Consider the following 16,913-nt stretch of genomic DNA (forward strand, 5'->3'; position numbering starts at 1 on the left):
TTGCACCGACTTGCTGCTGACGCAGCGTCACAACACGGTGACCTGGGATGACATCGGTACGGGCGGCAGTTCGCCGTTTCAGGCATCACTCGGACGGGCATAGGTTCGGCCTTTCCACGCCGCGCCGCGGCCCCGGTAGTGCTGGACGGCTGAGTCGACGGTCATCAGGAGGTACAGGAGGGCCGTGAGCGGAAGCAGCGGAGCCAGCACGGCCGGCTGGCGGTAGTAGCGCAGCATCGGCAGGTAGGTTCCGGCCATCAGCAGCCAGGCGAGGGCGCCGGCCCACGCGGTGGCGGCGTGCCCGGTGGCCAGACCTGCGAGGAGGGCGACCGGGGGGACGAGGTAGACGAGCACGAGCCCGGCCACCGTCCCGGCCAGCAGCAGCGGCCGGTGGCGCAGTTGCGCGTACGCACTGCGCGAGATCATCCGCCACAGGTCCGCGAGCGCGGGGTACGGGCGCACGCTGTCCACCCGCTCCGCGAGCCCCAGCCAGATCCGGCCGCCCGAACGCCGCACGGCGCGGGCGAGGGAGACGTCGTCGATGACGGCCTGCCGGATCGACTCCGGCACGCCCGCCCGTACGGCTGCCTCGGTACGCAGCAGGACGCAGCCGCCGGCCGCGGCGGCGGTCCGGCCGGTCGGGCGGTTGATCCGGCGGAAGGGGTAGAGCTGGGCGAAGAAGTAGACGAAGGCCGGTACGACGAGCCGCTCCCAGAGGCTGACGGCACGGAGGCGGGCCATCAGCGAGACGAGGTCGAGCTCGGCGGTCGTCGCGGCCGCGACCAGCTCACGCAGGCTGTCGGGCTCGTGCGCGATGTCGGCGTCGGTGAGGAGCAGGTACTCGGGCTCGGTGGCGTGAGCGGTCCGGGCGAGCGCGATGCCGTGCCGAAGCGCCCACAGCTTCCCGGTCCAGCCGGGTTCCGGCTCGCCGGGGGAGACGACGGTGAGGGGCAGCCCGGGCTGCTCCCGGGCCAGCCGCAGGGCGAGGGCGCCGGTGCCGTCGGTACTGCCGTCGTCGACCAGGATGACCTCGGCTTCGCCGGGGTAGTCCTGGGCGATGAGCGAGGGCAGGCTGCACGGCAGCACCCCGGCCTCGTCCCGGGCCGGGACGACGATGGCCACGGAGGGCCAGCGGGCGGGGGCGCTGCGCGGAGGGAGCCGGACGTCGGTCCGCCAGAACATGCCCTGGGCGAACGTGAGCCAGATCCAGACGACAAGGGATGCGCAGGCGGCGCAGAGAAGGCCCATACGGGCAGTCTGCCGAACCCCGCGGAACGTGTCCCGCATTCGGGCGCGGTGGGGGTGGCGGGGGTCGGGAGGGCGGGGTGGGGGAGGCGGGTCGGGAGGGCGGGGTCAGTCGACTCGGGGTCGGAGGGGCGGGGCGGGGCGGGGGTGTGGGGGCGGGGTTCGTGCGGTTGGCGTCGGGAGGGGGCGGTCGGGAGGTCGGGGGCGGGGTCTGCCGACTCGGTGTCGGAGTGGGTCCGGGGGCGTCCCGTCAGTCCACTGTCCTTCCGGTGCGGTCCGGGCCGTCAAGGGCGCTCCTCCTTCGTCGTCGCGTCGCTTCGCGATGGCCTTCGGCCACCCTTGACTGCCCGGCCCGCCCCGGAAAGACAACAGACTGTCGGGAAGCCCCCGAAGGATGGCCAGGGGGTTCAGGGTTCCGATCAGACCCGACAGAGATGCCGAGCAGGGGCCCCTGTCCATCCGCACCCAGCCCACCAGGACCACCGAGCCGGGTCGGCGATGGGCGCGCGGGGAGGGGACGGCTCCCTCGAGGGCCCATGGGCGCCCTTTCCGGACCCGGGCAGGGTCAACCTGCACCAGACAGCGATGAGATGGCGATGCGGTGCCGGTTGGGCCGCAGACGCACGAAATCGCTACGCGCTCCTGCCTGCGAGGCGTCCGGCGGCTGTCTGGGGCTGGGCATAGGCCGCCCACGACCGGCACAGGGGCGGCCAGGCATGCGACTGCGGGTTGTTTGTCCCTTTTGTCGGCCTGCTGAGTGTCAGAAGACGTCCTACCGGAGTCAGAGGGTGAGAAATCCGGCATCAGGCTCCTTCTCGCCCTCTTTTCGCCCCAAACGGCGTGCAGACGCCCGGAAACCCGCCCATGGGGGGCGTCTGGGCGGCCTATGTCCGGCCCCAGACGGCCGTCGGCCGCCAAGCGGAGAGAAGCGCGTAGCGATCTGGGGCGTCTGCGGGTCCACCCCTCACCCCATGGCCATCTCATCGCTGTCTGGTGCGGGTTGACCCACCCTGGGTCCGGAAAGGGTGCCTATGGGCCCTTCCGGGGGCCGTGGCCTCCCCGCGCCCCCATCACCGGCGGCCCGGATCGGTGCTCCTGGTGGGCTGGGTCCGGATGGACAGGGGCTGCCGGGCGGGATCTCTGATCGGGGCTGATCGGAACCCTGAACCCCCCCGGCCATCCTTCGGGGGCTTCCCGGCAGTCTGTTGTCTTTCCGGGGCGGGTCGGTCGGTCAAGGGTGGCCGAAGGCCATCGCGTAGCGACGCGACGAAGGAGCGCCCTTGAGGGACCGGCACGACACGGAAGGACAGTGGACTGACGGGACGCCCCCGGACACTCCTCCGACGCCGAGTGCGCGGACCCCGCCCCCGGCCTCCCGATCGATCTTTCCGTCGCCGATTGCGCGGCCTCCTGGCGTCCCGATCGACCTCAGGTGCCGAGCACAGGAACCTGCCCCCGACGCCCCGCCCGACGCTTCCGACGTCGACTCGACAGCCGCCCGCCGCCCCGCCGCTTCCCACCCCGCCCCCGGCCATCCCGCCTCCGCGGGTCCTGCCCGCCGACGTCCCCGACCGGCACGTCGACTCCGCGTGCGTGGAGCCAGCCGCTCAGGTCCCGCCGCGCCCGGCACCCCAGGTCACCTGGTCCTTGCGGCCCACACCCCCGGTTCGCCCGGCACTCCCCGGTCGGCCAGTCCCTGCGGCCCTCGCCCGCCGCGGTGGCTGTCCCCGGTTGGCGGGCTCCGCCGCTCCGACCCCGCCGCGCCGGCCACCCCCGCCCACCTGGCCCCGCCCCGCCCCCCGCCCCACCCCCCGCCCCGGATTAAGGGTTTTCCGGGGGGCTTCGATTAAGGTGACCAGGTGAAGATCGCCCTCATGGACTCCGGAATCGGCCTCCTCGCGGCGGCTGCCGCGATGCGGCGGCTGCGGCCCGACGTCGATCTGGTCCTCTCCAGCGACCCCGACGGCATGCCCTGGGGGCCGCGTACCCCCGCCGATCTGACCGGGCGCGCCCTCGGTGTCGCCCAGGCCGCCGCCGGGCACCGGCCGGACGCGCTGATCGTGGCCTGCAACACCGCCTCCGTGCATGCCCTGCCGACGCTGCGGGCCGAGCTCGAGCCCGGGATCCCGGTGATCGGTACCGTGCCGGCGATCAAGCCCGCCGCCGCCGCGGGCGGGCGCGTGGCCATCTGGGCCACACCCGCCACCACCGGCAGTTCGTACCAGCGCGGGCTGATCCGCGACTTCGCCGCCGGGGCCCGGGTCACCGAGGTGCCCTGCCCGGGACTCGCCGACGCCGTCGAGGCGGGGGACGGCACCGCCGTCGCCGTCACCGCGGCCGTTGCCGCAGCCGCCGCGCTGACCCCGGTCGACGTCACCGACGTCGTCCTCGGCTGCACGCACTACGAACTCGTCGAAGCCGCCATCCGGGCCGCCCTGGCCGAGCGGACCGGCGGCGCCGACCTCCGCTTCCACGGCTCCGCCGAGCCCGTCGCCGTACAGGCGCTGCGCCGCCTCGGGGTCCTCCCCGAGCCGGGCCTGCCCCGTACCGGGACCCTGACCGTCCTGCTCAGCGGGCAGGAGGGGGCGCTCCCCGCCGCCGCGCTCGGGTACGCCGAAGGGCGACTGCTCGCGGAAGAGGGCGCGGCCGTCGGGCGATGAAAGGGCGATGACCCCGCAGGACCTCGAGCTCGTCGCGGCCGCCACCGATCTGGCCCGGACCCGCTGTCACGGCGAGGACCACACCGTGGCGGCGGTGGCCCGCGCCCGTGACGGCCGGACCGTCGGGGGCGTGAACGTGTACCACTTCACGGGAGGCCCCTGCGCCGAGCTCGTCGTCCTCGGCGCGGCCGTCGCGCAGGGCATCCGCGAGCTCGGCACGATCGTCGCCGTCGGGGACCGCGACCGCGGAGTGCTCCCGCCGTGCGGCCGCTGCCGCCAGGTGCTCCTCGACCTCCACCCGCGGCTTCGGGTGATCCTCGGGTCCGGCGAGGCGCCGCGGGCCGTGCCCGTGGCGGATCTGCTCCCCGAGCGCTACGTCCGCCCCGCGAGCGACTGAGCGAGCGCGCGCAGCGCGTTCGCGTCCAGCACCCGGTCCCCGAACCCGGGCAGCGGTACGTGCAGCGCCGCGGTCCACTCCGGCGGGATCGCCGCCTGCCCGTAGCGCGCCCCCGCCAGGATGCCCGTGACCGCCGCCACCGTGTCGGTGTCCCCGCCCAGGTCCACGGCGGCCCGTACAGCCTCGGCGAACCCGGTGGTCGTCCGCAGCGCCCACACGGCCGAGCCCAGGCAGGGCCAGACCGCTCCGTTGAACTCGGTGGCCAGCCCCGGATGCCAGTCGGGGCCGAGGACGAGCCCGTACCGCTCGCGGTGGTCGGCGTGCACCGCGGCGAGCGTCTCGGGGAGGGCGGCCAGCGGATCGCCCCCGTCGAGAGTCACCCGTACGAGCTCGTGCAGCACGGCCGTGCCCTCCCAGGCGGCCCGGTCGCCGTGCGTCAGCGCGGCGATCCGGCGGGCGGCGTCCATCGTGCCCTCCCGCCCGGCGGCGGCGAAGTACACCGCCGAGGTGGAGGCCCGCATCAGGGAACCGTTGCCCGCCGCCCGCGCGTTGATCTGGAAGTGCAGTGCGGCGGCCAGGTCCCAGGCCTCGCCGTTGGTCAGCACGTCCTCCGTCTGGAGCCCGATGTCCTTGGGCGCGCCGGCCGCCCAGCGCTGGAACCGCTCGAAGATGTCGGGGAGTTCGAGACCGCCGTGCTCCAGCAGGGACTCGCCGACCAGCACGGCCATCTGCGTGTCGTCGGTCGCCTCGCCCGGGTCCCAGCCGCCGCCCCCGCGCATCTCCTCGGCGCGCGCGGTCAACTCGCCGGCGGGCCCGAACTCGTAGGGCGCGCCGAGCGCGTCACCGACGGCCGAGCCCAGAACGGCGCCCACGGCGCGGTCGAGTCGAGTGATCACGGTTCCTCCTCGGACGGTTCGGGGCATACGCAGGCCAGTACACCGTGTGCGAAGTCTTCCAGGTCGTCGAGGCCGGCGGCGGCGAGGGTGTCCGGGGCCCCGGCCAGCAGGTGCGGGATCGCGCCGTGCAGCGCGAGGGTGCGGGCCCGGTCCGGTCCGGCCGGCAGCCCGGCCGCGTGGAGCAGGTGTGCGTATGCAGCGAAGTCCGCCGCGCCGATGGGGTCCAGCAGTGCGGCCAGCCAGGGCCGCCGCGTCGCCTCGGTCTGGAGCTCGAGATAGGCCAGTACGCGCGGCCTGCCGGGCCCGGCCACGTCACGCAGCAGCCCGGCCAGCAGGGCTGCGAGCCCGGCCCGGTCGGTGGGCGCCGGCCCGACGGCAAGGTGCTGGCCGCCCTGCCGCTCGAACGGATCGAGCGCAAGGCCGGCCGCCCCGAACTCCTCATCTCCCGCCCGTACTTGATCGACGCCCTGCTCGCCGAGCTCGACCGGCTCGGCGGCACGCAGATCGCGTACGGGCAGCGGCTGACCGATCCGGACGGGCTCGAAGCCGACCTCGTCGTCGGCGCCGACGGCATCAACAGCGCCGTGCGCACCGCCCGTTTCGGCACGGCCAGTGGCCCGCGCCCCGTCGGCACCGTCGCCTGGATCGGCATCGCCGGATACGGGACCGGTGTGTACGGCGAGACCTGGGGTGCGGGCCGCTTCTTCGGGATGACCCCCGTCGAACCAGGGCGCACCAACTGGTATGCCACCGTCCCCGAGACCGCCGCGGCGGCGGCCGCCACGCCCGAGGCGGCCGCCGAACAGCTGCGTGCCGCGTTCGCCGGCTGGCACGACCCCATCCCGCAGGTCCTCGCCGACACCGATCCGGCGACCTGGATCCGGTACGAGCTGCGCCACCTCCATCCGGCGCTGCCCACGTTCGTCGACGGCGGCCGTACCGCCCTGGTCCGGCGACGCGGCCCACGCCATGACCCCCAACCTCGGCCAGGCGCCTGCACCGCCCTCCTCGACGCCGAGGCCCTCGCCCGTGCGGTCGCCGCCCACGGGCGGGCGGCCCTGCCCGCCGCCCTGCGCGCGTACGACGGCGAGCGGCGCCGCAGCGCCCAGCGCGTCGCCTTCGGCTCGCGGAACCTGCACCGCTTCATGACGGCCCGGCGCCCCGCCCTGCGCGACGCCCTCCTCGGCCTGCTGCCCGGCTGAAGCCCCGGAGGCTCGGGAGCCCTCGGGCTACGCGCCCGCGAGCCGCCGTTCCAGCTCCTCCCGGGACATGTCCTCCAGGTGGGTGAGGAACACCCACAGATGCCCGAAGGGGTCCCGGAGGATGGCGGTCCGGTCGCCGTGGAACTGGTCCGCCGGCGGCTGGACCAGCTCCGCGCCCTCGGCCACCGCCGTCCGTACGAGCGCGTCCACGTCCGGTACGTACACGTGCAGGGCGACCGAGGTGCCGCCCAGCTCCGAGGGTGCGGTGAACGGGCCCTCGGAGGTGTCGCCGAGCATCAGAACGGCCCCGCCGATCCGTATCTCGGCGTGCATCACCCCGCCGTCGGGGTGGCCGAGCCGGAAGTCCTCGACGGCGCCGAAGGCCCGCCCGTAGAAGGAGAGCGCGGCGGCCCCGTCGGACACCATGACGTGGGCGACGACCGCCGTGCGGTAGCGCTCCGGAACGATCTGTACGGCGTGCTGTGCTGCCTCGTGAGTGGTCATGCGGACGACCGTAGGACCTCAAGTTTGCTTGAGGTCAATGCCGGGCAGGCGTGGTCCGACGTGGTCCGACGTGACCACACGGGATCGCACGAGAGCGCACGAGGTCCGACGCGCCCGCGCCGTGTGGGCGAGAGGCGGTGGCGTACATGCGGAACGTGAGTACGCTGCTACACATGACGGGTCACCCCCCAGGTCCGCTGTGGACGGGCCGGGCCTCCAACCGCGTGCAGTGGCTGCTCGCCGCCGCCGGCGCGGCCTGTCTCGCACTCGGCATCCAGCTCGCCGTCGACTCGTCCTGGACCGCCGGCATCGTCCCGCTGCTGATGTCCGTCATCGGCTGCCTCGCCGTCGGGCTGCTGATCCTCTACGGCACCCTCGCCTTCGTGCACGTCGCCGTCACCGTCGACGCCGAGGCGCTGGAGGTCCGCTGCGGCCACATCGGGGTGCCGCGCCGGAAGATCAAGCTCGCGGAGGTGGCCTCCGCCGAATTCCTCCCCCGGATCACCCCCCAGCAGTGGGGCGGCTGGGGCTACCGCTGGCGCCCCGACAAGGGCACCGCGGTCATCGTCCGGCGCGGCGAGGGGGTGGAGCTGCGGCTCGGCGACGGGAAGGTGTTCACCGTCACCGTCGACGACGCGGAGAACGCGGTCCGGGTCATCCGCGCCCACCTGCGCGCCCTCGCCCGCTGAGTCGCTCTCCCGCCCCCGGCGCGTGGGGACGTACACTCCGCCAAATGAGCAGCAGCATCACCCGAGACCCCGGCTCCACCGCCGAAGCGGAAGCCCGAGCGGAAGCCGGAACCGCCGGAACCGAAGCCGCCGCATCCCCCTGGAAGGGATGGGCGGCCTCCTGGCCGGTGCGCGCCGTGCTCGCCGCCGCCTCCGGTGTGCTGCTCTACCTGAGCTTCCCGCCCCGCCCGCTGTGGTGGCTGGCCCCCGTCGCCCTCGCCGTGCTCGGCGGCTGCCTCCACGGCCGCCGCGCCCGCGCCGGCTTCGGCCTCGGGCTCCTGCACGGCCTGGGCTTCCTGCTGCCGCTGCTCGTCTGGACCAGCGAGGGCGTCGGCCCGGTCCCGTGGCTCGCCCTCGTCACCCTCGAAGCCCTCCTGATCGGCCTCACCGGCCTCGGGATCGCCCTCGTCAGCCGGCTCCCCGCCTGGCCTCTGTGGGGCGCGGCCGTCTGGATCGCGGGCGAGGCGCTGCGCGCCCGGGCCCCGTTCGGCGGCTTCCCCTGGGGCAAGCTCGCCTTCGGCCAGGCCGACGGCTTCTTCCTGCCGCTCGCTGCCCTCGGCGGGACCCCGCTGCTCTCCTTCGCCGTCGTGCTCTGCGGATTCGGGCTGTACGAGGCCCTGCGCATCGCCCGCAGCCACCCCCGCCGCGCCACTGCGGCCCTCGCGGCCCTCACCGTCGCCGCCCCGATCGGCGCGGCCCTCGCCGCCCGCCCGCTGGTGTCCGACGCCGCCGAGGACGGCACCGCCGTGGCCGCCGTCGTCCAGGGCAACGTGCCGCGCGCCGGGTTCGACTTCAACGCCCAGCGCCGCCAGGTCCTCGACAACCACGCCAACCGGACGCTGCAGCTCGCCGCGGACGTCAAGGCCGGCCGGGTTCCGAAGCCCGACTTCGTGGTCTGGCCGGAGAACTCCTCCGACATCGACCCGTACACCCAGCCCGATGCGTACGGCGTCATCGACAAGGCGGTCAAGGCCATCGGCGTGCCGGTCGCGATCGGCTCCGTACTGGCCCCGGAGACCGGCCCGCTGCGCAACACGATGATCCTCTGGGATCCGGTCAAGGGACCAGTCGACACCTACGACAAGCGCAAGATCCAGCCCTTCGGCGAGCGCATCCCGATGCGCTCCGTCGTCCGGCTCTTCAGCTCCGACGTGGACCGGGTGAGCCGCGACTTCGGCCCCGGCAAGGAACCGGGCGTCTTCGACATGGCGGGCAGCGGGGTCGGCATGGTCACCTGCTTCGAGGCCGCCTTCGACGACGCCGTGCGCTCCACCGTCCAGGACGGTGCGCAGGTGATCGCCGTACCGAGCAACAACGCCACGTTCGGCCGGTCGCAGATGACCTACCAGCAGCTCGCGATGGACCGGGTCCGCGCGGTCGAGCACAGCCGGACCGTGCTCGTCCCCGTCACCAGCGGGGTCAGCGCCGTCATCCGCCCCGACGGCGAGATCGTCCGGCAGACCGAGATGTTCACCGCGGACGCGCTGGTCGCCGAGATCCCGCTGCGCTCCACGCAGACCCCGGCCACCCGCTTCGGCCCGCTGCCCGAGTACGTGCTGCTCCTGGTCGCCGCCGGCGGCCTCGGCCGGACTCTCGTGCGCCGGATCAGGGCCCGCCGGGCAGCCTGACGCGGGTCATCGGGCGCGGCCTCGTAGGGTCGGGGGATGACCACACCCGAGTTCATCCGCGAGATCCGCGCCTCCGCCGGGAACCAGCTGCTCCTGCTGCCCGGGGTCACGGCCATCGTCTTCGACGACCGGGGGCGCGTGCTGCTCGGCCGGCGCTCCGACACCGGCCGGTGGGCCGTGGTCGGCGGGATCGCGGAGCCGGGGGAGCAGCCCGCGGAGACGGCGGTGCGCGAGGTGTACGAGGAGACGGCGGTGCACTGCGTCCCGGAGCGGGTGGTGCTGGTCCAGATGCTCGAGCCGATCACCTATCCGAACGGCGACGTCTGCCAGTTCCAGGACATCACCTTCCGCTGCCGGGCCACCGGCGGCGAGGCCCGGGCCAACGACAACGAGTCGCTGGAGGTGGCCTGGTTCGAACCGGACGCCCTGCCCCCGCTGGAACACTTCGGACTGGACCGCATCCAACGCGCCATACGCCACGAGCCGACCTGGTTCGCACCCCCGGTCGGGATCCAGGAGGCACACCGCCCTGCCTGACGGCCCGGTGGGCGGTCAGCCGGCGGAGACGGCTGCTTCGCGGTAGAGCTCCAGGGCCTGGTCGTCCATCACCGCGCTGTACGAGACCTCCGGGACCGTGCCGCCGCCCTCGTAGCCGCCGAGGACACCGGCCAGGGCGCCGTTCGCCAGCCAGGGGCTGCCGCTCGTGCCGCCGCTGAGGTCGGGGCAGTCGATGCGGCGCTGGGTCTGCGAGAACAGGCTCGTGGTGTTGGCGCAGCGCAGCGGGGCCTCCTCGGTGGCGGGGTAGCCGAGGATCGTCACCGTCACGTCGTCCGGCTGCTCGGTGGCCACCGGGAAGCCGCCCACCGCGTCCTCGATGCGCCCGGCGCCGCCGTCCGCCGCGGCGACCGTCGCGAAGGCGATGTCCTCGTCCGGGTCCCGCCCGTCCGTCCAGTCCGGGGCGACGTGCACGCCGGTCAGCTTCCACATCCCGTACGGGGCCTTGCCGTCGCGGTAGCCCGGCGCGAACACCGTGGTGTCCGGGTTGTCCAGGCAGTGCGCGGCGGTGGCGATCACGTTGCGGTCGTCGCTGTGCACCACGGCGGCGGTGCAGAAGTGTCCGCCGTCGAGGGTGCCCGCGAAAAGGGCGCCCACCCGGTCCGCCGCCTGGTCGGACCCGGCCTCGGCGGTGACCCCGAGCGGCGGCACCGCCGCGGCGTCGGGCAGGTCCACGCTCACCAGGGCGGCCATCGCGGCCAGCGCCAGCAGGATCCGGGACGCCCGCCGGGTGCGGGCGCGGTGGGCCGGGCGGGGAAGCATGCGCGGGATCATGCACCGAGCCTCCCCGCAAAAACTATGCCCGGAGCCCGGTATTCCATATGAATGCGCTGTGAATCCGGGCTCCGCAGGCGGGGGCGCGTCGCACGGGCGAGACTGGCAGAGGCGCCAGGGGGGTCCAGGAGGTGTCCCGAATGACCGCACAGCGCCGAACGCCCGTGGTGTTCATCCACGGCCTCTGGCTGCATTCCACCAGCTGGGAGGGCTGGGCCGACACCTTCAGCGAAGCCGGGTACGAGCCCGTCCTGCCGGAGTGGCCCGGGGTCCCCGACACCGTCGCCGAGGCTCGCCGCCGGCCGGACGACCAGGCCGGCGTCGGACTCGTGGAGATCTCCGAGGCGCACGCCAAGGTGATCCGCTCGCTGCCCGTCCGCCCCGTCCTCGTGGGGCACTCGGTGGGCGGGTTCATCGCCCAGTACCTGCTCGGCCAAGGCCTCGCCGAGGCCGCCGTGGCCATCTGCCCCGGGCAGATCAAGGGCGTCAAGGCCATCGCCCCGGCCCAGGCCAAGTCGACGTTCTCCGTACTGCACAACCCCGGCAACACCCGGCGGGCCGTCTCGCTGAACCGCGAGCAGTTCCGCTACGGCTTCGCCAACGCCGTCTCCGAGGAGGAGGCCGAGGAGCTCTTCGAGCACTGGACCATCCCGAGCTCCGCCCGCCCGCTGTTCCAGCTGGCCCTCGGCAATTTCACGCCGCACTCACCGACCAAGGTCGACACGGAGAACGAGAGCCGCGGTCCGCTGCTCCTGCTGTCCGGCAGGCTCGACCACACCGTCCCGGACCTGCTGACCCGCTCCACCTACAAGCAGTACCGGCACTCCCACGCGACCACCGAGTACCAGTGCTTCGAGGACCGCGGCCACTCGCTGACCGTCGACCACGGCTGGCCGGACCTGGCCCAGGCCTCGCTCTCGTGGCTGGATTCCCACACCGCGGCGGCCCACCCCCACGCCGCCTGACCGCCATCGGCGTCCACCGGCCCCCGTACGCCGTCAGCGCCTCTCGTACACCGTCACGCGGCGGCCCCGGACCTGGCGGTCCTCCACCACGGTGAACCGTTCCTTCAGCACCGCCGCCTTCGCCGCGTCCCGCGCGGCCCCCGACGGCTTCGCCACCTTCGCCGCGTCCGTCACCAGCAGTACCCGCCGCTGCCCGAGCAGCGCCGCCCGGATCCGCGCCGGGTCCGCCTCCTCGCCCTTGAGGGTGGCCGAGGCCACCGGACTCCGCTCCAGGGCGACGTCCACCAGCCCCGCGAAGGCCCCCGGGGAGACCAGCGCCGTGTCCCGCCGGGCGGCTGGCACGAACAGCACCGCGTCCCCGGGCCGCCCCAGCCGGGCCACCTCGCCGGCCACCGCCAGCACGTCGTCGACCCGGCTGGCCGGAGCCCGCTTGCCCAGCTCCACCGGCAGCAGCGCCAGCACGGCGATCCCGACCACGCCCGGCACGAGCAGGCCCGCCGCCCTCGGGAACCGGGGCCGGGCGGCCCGTACGCAAGCACCCAGCGCCGCACCGATCAGCAGGGCCAGACCCAGCATGCTGAACAGCACGTACCGGTCCAGGAACAGCGGCTGGGCGAGGGAGATCCCGATCAGCCCCAGCTGCGGCACCGCCAGCAGCGGCAGCCCCACCGCGGCCGCCGACAGCCGGCCCGCGCGCGGCCGGTCCAGCCAGGCCCCGAGGCCGCCGACGGCCAGCAGGATCGCCGGGCCGATCATCATGTGCCAGGTCAGCGGCGGTATCCACGACACCTGGTCGGACTGGCTCCGGCTGAACAGCACCAGCGGCAGCGCCCCCGCTACGGCACACGCTCCGTACGCCGCCCAGCGCAGCCACACAGCGCGCCCGGCCCGCACCCACCACAGCGTCGCCGCATGCGCGGGCAGGATCAGCAGCGACAGCCAGTTCAGCAGCGCGCACACCAGCACCGCGACCCCGTACGCGGCCCAGCGCGGCCATGCCCGCCGCCCGCGGCGGGGCCCCGGCGGCGCGGACAGCAGCGACACCAGCAGCAGGGTCGACAGCCCGGCACCGGCCGCGACCAGCGCGTACGGCCTGCCCTCCTGGAGGTAGAACTGCACGGCGGGCAGCAGCCCCAGCGCCAGCCCGCCGCCCAGTCCCGCCCAGAAACCGGCCAGCCGCTGCCCGATCAGGGCCACGCACGCCGCGGCGGCCGCCACCGCCAGCACCGACGGCAGCCGAAGGGTGGCCGTGCTCGCCCCGAAGAGCTCGAAGAGCCCGTGCATGAGGAGGTAGTACAGACCGTGCACGGCATCGACGTTGCCGAGCATGTCCAGGATCTCGCCCGCCGACCGGCCGGCCACCTGCCAGGTCGCCGCCTCGTCCCGCCACACACTGTCCTGCCGGGAGAGCCCCCACAGCCCGAGCCCCAGCGTCCACAGGACCGGAACCAGCCACACGATCGTCCGCAGGCCGGCAGCGGACCCATTGGCAGAGCCGTCGGCGGACCTGTCGGCGGCGGGTATGTCGGAAGTCATGAAACTGATCGGGTCCTCGATGCGCGGCTCGGGCGGAAACCACCAGTCTATGGACGACACGGACGGTTTCCGGACCGGCTGTTGTGCACCGCGGAGCGTGATCGCCGAGCCCGGCCGCCCCTAGCCTCGCCGCAGGAGCACGAACGAGGGGCGGTACCCGGTGAACTGGCTCATCCACGACTACCGCGAGAGCGATCTCGCCGCTGTCGTCCATCTGATCGACACCACGGCCGAACTCGGCCAGGAATCCGTCTTCTCGCTCGCCGAGTGCATCAGCGCCCTCACCGACCGGCAGCCGTGCGTGGTCGCCGTCCACCAGGGCGTCCCGATCGGTGCGGCCCTCGCCTGCGTCACCGGCGAGCGGGCCTGGGTGATGCGGATCGCGATCGCCGCGGGCTGGCGCGGCCGGGGCCTGGCCAGCGCTCTGCTCGTCGAGCTGGAGCGTCGGCTGATCGCCGCCCGCGTCGGCCGGATCGCGTACGTCCTGCCCGAGGAGGACCTGCTCGGCGAGGGCCTGCTCAACGCCGGCTACACGCGCCAGCCCGCCGTCGCTTACTTCGAGAAGACCGAGCCGCTGCACGGACCGGCGGCCGGCCTCCTCGACGACCTCGGCGGCCGCTTCCTGCCGAACGACCTGTGGACCAAGGTCGCCGGCATGGAGCAGGAGAAGGACCTCATCGAGCGGCGTGTGGTGCTGCCGCTCGCCGAGCCCGAGCGGGCCGCCGCGCACGGCGTGCGGCCGCCGCGGGCCATCACCCTCTTCGGCCCGCCCGGCACCGGCAAGACCACCTTCGCCCGCGCCATCGCCTCCCGGCTCGGCTGGCCGTTCGTGGAACTGCTGCCGTCCCGCCTCGCCGACGAGGGCAATCTGGCCGCCGCCCTGCGCGACGCGTTCGCCCGGATCGCCGAGCTGGAGCGGGTCCTCGTCTTCATCGACGAGGTCGAGGAGATCGCGCCCGTGCGCACCGAGCCCGCGCAGCCCGGCGGGATCCACGGGGTCACGAACGAGCTGCTCAAGCTGATCCCCGGCTTCCGGGAGGGTGACGAGCGGCTGCTGGTGTGCGCCACCAACTCCATCCGCTCCCTGGACCCGGCGTTCCTGCGGCCGGGGCGCTTCGACTATCTGATACCGATCGGCACCCCGGACGCCGGGGCGCGCGCCGCGATCTGGTCCCGCTACACGGCGGGCCGGACGGACGTGGACGTGGCGGCCCTGGTGGCGGCCAGCGAGCTGTTCACCCCGGCCGACATCGAGCACGCGGCGCGGATCGCGGCGCAGGTTTCCTTCGAGCGGGACCTGGAGGCGGTGGGCGCGCGCGGCGCGGCGGCGGCCCAGCTCGGCGCCTCCACGCAGGACTATCTGGCGGCGGTCGCGCAGTGCAGGCCGACGGTGACCCCGGCGATGACGGGCGAGTTCGAGGCGGACATCACCGCCCACGCCAGGTTCTGAAACGTCGAAACAAGGGGGGACTGACCCGTCCCGCCGCCACCGGGCCGTTGGTCCCGCCGCCCGCTAGCCGGTGCAGCGGTACGTGAACTGCGTCGCCGCGGTGTGCTGCCCGGGCGAGACCAGCTGGAGCTTCGCCTCGGCCGCGTACGTGCCCCGGCCCTGGAAGGTCCACAGCAGGTGCAGCCGGGCCTCCTTCTTCCCGCGCGGCACCCGCTCGGTGAGCTGCTCCGACTGCGTGCCGTCGGAGCGGATCCACCGGTACGTGAGGGTCCCGGGCCGCCCGTTGGTCCGTACGACGGCCACCACGTCGGCGGCGGAATCGCAGCCGGGACCCTGCGGGTCGGCGGCGGCGACCGTCACGTCCCGCACCTCGATGGCCGGGCCGTACCGCTGCCAGGCCAGGTACGCGAGCACCGCGAGCAGGACGACGGCCGCCAGGGTGTACCGGCGCCACTCCACGCGCCGGCGGGCCGGCACCGGCTCCGCGACCACGGGGAAGGGCGCCGGCATGGCGGCCGTCACCCCGGGCCCGAACCGCAGGACCGACCCCTCGATCCGGTCGGGCACGGCCTCCTGCGGCTGCGGCTGCCCGCTGAACCAGTGGCTGCCGAGGACGGTGGCGCTGTAGTCGTCGTCGCTGTCGCTCATGAGATCGTGCACCGCCTGATGAAGACCTGGGAGGTCGAGGAGCCGTTGCCGGCGGCGGGCTTGGTGGTGGCCCGCACGCCCCAGTAGCAGCCCGTGCCGGAGAACGTGTGAGCCTGGACGAGCGGCGCGGCACCCGGCTGGTACGTGAGGGTGTCCGGTGCGCCGTCGGTCCTGCCCAGCTTTCCCTCGGCATCACCGGTGAACCATTCGAGCACCACCGTCACCGGCGCGTTGCCCGACGCCTTGACGGCCACGGTCGCCTGGCCGAGGGAGGTCCCCGTCTGGCGAACGGTGACGGACACCGCGCCGACGACCACCGTCGGCTTCGGTGAGGGCGGCGGGGTGGTGGGCGGTTTCGTCGTCGGCGCCGTGATCGTGGGCGTCACCGTCGGCGAGTAGCTCGGGCTCGGGGTGGGCGACGGCGACGCGGACGGGGACGGGGACAGCGAGGGGGAGGGGGACGGCGAGGGGGAGGCGGACACGCTCGGGCCGGGAGCCGGTGCAGGACCCGTACCGCCCGGGCTCGCGCTCGACGTCGCGAACGCGTTCAGCGCCGAGGCCCCGCCGGTCTCCCCGCCGACCGCGCTGTAGGTGAGCGCCGTCAGTACGCCCAGGACCAGCGCCGCGCCGCCCGCGATCAGGCCGCGCCGGCCCGGGGCCCAACGCGAGGGGCTCGGAAACGTGGTCGTCGCCACCGCCGTGGTCCCCGCGGCGGGGGCGCCCGCCGAAGGGAACAGCAGCGGCAGCAGCGCGGCCAGCGCCGCGAGCTTGCGCTGCCCGCGCTCCTCCCAGTGCGGCCCGTACGCGGCGAGCGCCACGCCCTCCAGCTCCGCCACGAACGCCTCGGCGTTCTCCGGCCGCTGCTCCGGGGCCTTGGCCAGACCCCGCCGGATCAGCGGGCGTACCGGCTCGGGGGCCTCGGTCTCCGGGACCGGCGCCTCTATGTGCTGGACGGCGAGCTCCGCGAAGTTCTCCCCGGCGAACGGCTTGCGGCCGGTCAGGCACTCGAAGAACGTCGCCGTCGCCGCGTACACGTCGGCCGCGGGCGAGGCCGGCCGGCCCTGCCACTGCTCGGGGGCCATGTACGCCGGGGTACCGGCCACCCCTGGCGTCGTACCGCGGCGTGCGGCGATGCCGAAGTCCACCAGCTTCGAGGAGCCGTCGGGGGCGACCAGTACGTTCTCGGGCTTGTAGTCGCGGTGGACGACGCCCGCCCGGTGCGCCGCGGCAAGGCCCAGCAGCGAGCCCTTCAGCACCACCAGGGCGGCCTCGGGATCGGCCTGCCCGGCCTGCTTCAGCAGCGCGCGCAGGGAGATCCCGTCGACCAGCTCCATCACGATGGCGGCGCCGTCGGGCGCCTCCACGTACTCGTACAACCGCACCACGTACGGCGTGTCCAGTCCGCCGAGCAGCCGGGCCTCGGCCCGGAACTCCCCGACGAACGCAGGGTCCTCGCGCAGCCGGTCGCTGAGGTACTTCACCGCGACCGGCGTGCCCGTGGCCTCGTGGACGGCGAGGACCACGCGGCCGCTGCCACCCGAGCCGAGCTCCCGGACCTGCGCATAGCCGGGCACCGTCCACACGTTCTTCATCGTCTGCCCCCGTCCGTGGCGTCACCGAGCCCCAGGCCCGGTCGCACGCCGACCGGCCACACCCAGGGACACGGTTTCCGCCACGGCCGGTTCCCAACCCTGCCGGGCATCTCGCACGGCGGTCGGTCGGGCG

16 protein-coding genes are annotated in these 16,913 nt (G+C 74.3%); 8 read left to right on the forward strand and 8 right to left on the reverse strand.

The features are described 5' to 3' along the window. Positions 1-78 precede the first annotated feature (78 nt). Positions 79-1,248, reverse strand: coding sequence for a glycosyltransferase (locus OHT74_RS33340; protein ID WP_266669704.1), 1,170 nt, complete (start codon positions 1,246-1,248; stop codon positions 79-81). A gap of 1,856 nt (positions 1,249-3,104) precedes the next feature. On the opposite strand from OHT74_RS33340, the gene OHT74_RS33345 reads away from it, so the two are divergent. Both OHT74_RS33345 and OHT74_RS33350 read left to right on the forward strand, forming a co-directional pair. Beyond that, positions 3,105-3,905 carry a glutamate racemase gene (locus tag OHT74_RS33345; protein ID WP_266669706.1) on the forward strand — a complete coding sequence of 267 codons (801 nt, stop codon included), beginning with the start codon at positions 3,105-3,107 and terminating at the stop codon, positions 3,903-3,905. A 7-nt stretch (positions 3,906-3,912) separates the two neighbouring features. Then, on the forward strand, positions 3,913-4,302 hold the full coding sequence (locus OHT74_RS33350; RefSeq protein WP_328622240.1) for a cytidine deaminase family protein: 390 nt from the start codon (positions 3,913-3,915) through the stop codon (positions 4,300-4,302). Here the strand turns inward: OHT74_RS33350 and OHT74_RS33355 are convergent. After that, positions 4,278-5,225: an ADP-ribosylglycohydrolase family protein gene (locus tag OHT74_RS33355; protein WP_443047608.1), complete on the reverse strand. Its 948-nt coding sequence runs from the start codon at positions 5,223-5,225 to the stop codon at positions 4,278-4,280. The two genes, OHT74_RS33350 and OHT74_RS33355, sit on opposite strands and share 25 nt — an antisense overlap. Then, on the reverse strand, positions 5,195-5,509 hold the full coding sequence (locus OHT74_RS33360) for a hypothetical protein (protein WP_443047609.1): 315 nt from the start codon (positions 5,507-5,509) through the stop codon (positions 5,195-5,197). Before OHT74_RS33360 ends, OHT74_RS33355 begins: the two co-directional genes overlap by 31 nt. A 69-nt stretch (positions 5,510-5,578) precedes the next feature. On the opposite strand from OHT74_RS33360, the gene OHT74_RS33365 reads away from it, so the two are divergent. After that, positions 5,579-6,400, forward strand: a complete 822-nt coding sequence (locus tag OHT74_RS33365) for an FAD-dependent monooxygenase (protein ID WP_443047610.1) — start codon at positions 5,579-5,581, stop codon at positions 6,398-6,400. A 27-nt stretch (positions 6,401-6,427) separates the two neighbouring features. Here OHT74_RS33365 and OHT74_RS33370 read toward each other — a convergent pair whose 3' ends face one another. Continuing rightward, the gene (locus OHT74_RS33370; RefSeq protein ID WP_328622241.1) at positions 6,428-6,904 is read right to left on the reverse strand and encodes a VOC family protein; all 477 of its coding nucleotides are present in this window, start codon (positions 6,902-6,904) and stop codon (positions 6,428-6,430) included. Positions 6,905-7,077: 173 nt separating this feature from the next. Here OHT74_RS33370 and OHT74_RS33375 point away from each other — a divergent pair, with 173 nt between their 5' ends. Genes OHT74_RS33375 through OHT74_RS33385 form a run of 3 tightly spaced genes read left to right on the forward strand, consistent with a single transcriptional unit; the run spans position 7,078 to position 9,797 of the window. Then, on the forward strand, positions 7,078-7,593 hold the full coding sequence (locus OHT74_RS33375; RefSeq protein WP_443047611.1) for a hypothetical protein: 516 nt from the start codon (positions 7,078-7,080) through the stop codon (positions 7,591-7,593). A 44-nt stretch (positions 7,594-7,637) separates the two neighbouring features. Then, positions 7,638-9,260 (forward strand): apolipoprotein N-acyltransferase, encoded by a 1,623-nt coding sequence (lnt, locus tag OHT74_RS33380; RefSeq protein ID WP_266669714.1) that lies wholly within the window; start codon positions 7,638-7,640, stop codon positions 9,258-9,260. A 36-nt stretch (positions 9,261-9,296) separates the two neighbouring features. Next, positions 9,297-9,797 (forward strand): NUDIX hydrolase, encoded by a 501-nt coding sequence (locus OHT74_RS33385; RefSeq protein ID WP_266669716.1) that lies wholly within the window; start codon positions 9,297-9,299, stop codon positions 9,795-9,797. A gap of 15 nt (positions 9,798-9,812) precedes the next feature. Here OHT74_RS33385 and OHT74_RS33390 read toward each other — a convergent pair whose 3' ends face one another. Then, positions 9,813-10,577, reverse strand: a complete 765-nt coding sequence (locus OHT74_RS33390) for a trypsin-like serine peptidase (protein ID WP_267001214.1) — start codon at positions 10,575-10,577, stop codon at positions 9,813-9,815. Positions 10,578-10,729: 152 nt separating this feature from the next. On the opposite strand from OHT74_RS33390, the gene OHT74_RS33395 reads away from it, so the two are divergent. Further along, positions 10,730-11,554, forward strand: a complete 825-nt coding sequence (locus tag OHT74_RS33395; protein WP_266669720.1) for an alpha/beta hydrolase — start codon at positions 10,730-10,732, stop codon at positions 11,552-11,554. A gap of 33 nt (positions 11,555-11,587) precedes the next feature. Here OHT74_RS33395 and OHT74_RS33400 read toward each other — a convergent pair whose 3' ends face one another. Beyond that, positions 11,588-13,090 carry a hypothetical protein gene (locus OHT74_RS33400; RefSeq protein ID WP_328622242.1) on the reverse strand — a complete coding sequence of 501 codons (1,503 nt, stop codon included), beginning with the start codon at positions 13,088-13,090 and terminating at the stop codon, positions 11,588-11,590. 160 nt (positions 13,091-13,250) lie between these two features. Here OHT74_RS33400 and OHT74_RS33405 point away from each other — a divergent pair, with 160 nt between their 5' ends. Beyond that, the gene (locus OHT74_RS33405; protein WP_266669724.1) at positions 13,251-14,540 is read left to right on the forward strand and encodes an ATP-binding protein; all 1,290 of its coding nucleotides are present in this window, start codon (positions 13,251-13,253) and stop codon (positions 14,538-14,540) included. Positions 14,541-14,603: 63 nt separating this feature from the next. Here the strand turns inward: OHT74_RS33405 and OHT74_RS33410 are convergent, their stop codons facing one another. Next, on the reverse strand, positions 14,604-15,188 hold the full coding sequence (locus OHT74_RS33410; protein WP_328622243.1) for a hypothetical protein: 585 nt from the start codon (positions 15,186-15,188) through the stop codon (positions 14,604-14,606). Beyond that, positions 15,185-16,780, reverse strand: a complete 1,596-nt coding sequence (locus OHT74_RS33415; protein ID WP_328622244.1) for a serine/threonine-protein kinase — start codon at positions 16,778-16,780, stop codon at positions 15,185-15,187. Before OHT74_RS33415 ends, OHT74_RS33410 begins: the two co-directional genes overlap by 4 nt. Positions 16,781-16,913: the final 133 nt, after the last annotated feature.

Source organism: Streptomyces sp. NBC_00354, assembly GCF_036106915.1.
Taxonomy (GTDB): Bacteria; Actinomycetota; Actinomycetes; order Streptomycetales; family Streptomycetaceae; genus Streptomyces.

Bases quoted from the DNA above. Each gene is read 5' to 3' on its own strand.
- OHT74_RS33350 (WP_328622240.1), top strand. From the start codon at position 3,913: ATGACCCCGCAGGACCTCGAGCTCGTCGCGGCCGCCACCGATCTGGCC.
- OHT74_RS33390 (WP_267001214.1), bottom strand. From the start codon at position 10,577: ATGCTTCCCCGCCCGGCCCACCGCGCCCGCACCCGGCGGGCGTCCCGG.
- OHT74_RS33355 (WP_443047608.1), bottom strand. From the start codon at position 5,225: ATGCCCCGAACCGTCCGAGGAGGAACCGTGATCACTCGACTCGACCGC.
- lnt (WP_266669714.1), top strand. From the start codon at position 7,638: ATGAGCAGCAGCATCACCCGAGACCCCGGCTCCACCGCCGAAGCGGAA.
- OHT74_RS33415 (WP_328622244.1), bottom strand. From the start codon at position 16,780: ATGAAGAACGTGTGGACGGTGCCCGGCTATGCGCAGGTCCGGGAGCTC.
- OHT74_RS33400 (WP_328622242.1), bottom strand. From the start codon at position 13,090: ATGACTTCCGACATACCCGCCGCCGACAGGTCCGCCGACGGCTCTGCC.
- OHT74_RS33340 (WP_266669704.1), bottom strand. From the start codon at position 1,248: ATGGGCCTTCTCTGCGCCGCCTGCGCATCCCTTGTCGTCTGGATCTGG.
- OHT74_RS33370 (WP_328622241.1), bottom strand. From the start codon at position 6,904: ATGACCACTCACGAGGCAGCACAGCACGCCGTACAGATCGTTCCGGAG.
- OHT74_RS33395 (WP_266669720.1), top strand. From the start codon at position 10,730: ATGACCGCACAGCGCCGAACGCCCGTGGTGTTCATCCACGGCCTCTGG.
- OHT74_RS33410 (WP_328622243.1), bottom strand. From the start codon at position 15,188: ATGAGCGACAGCGACGACGACTACAGCGCCACCGTCCTCGGCAGCCAC.
- OHT74_RS33375 (WP_443047611.1), top strand. From the start codon at position 7,078: ATGACGGGTCACCCCCCAGGTCCGCTGTGGACGGGCCGGGCCTCCAAC.
- OHT74_RS33385 (WP_266669716.1), top strand. From the start codon at position 9,297: ATGACCACACCCGAGTTCATCCGCGAGATCCGCGCCTCCGCCGGGAAC.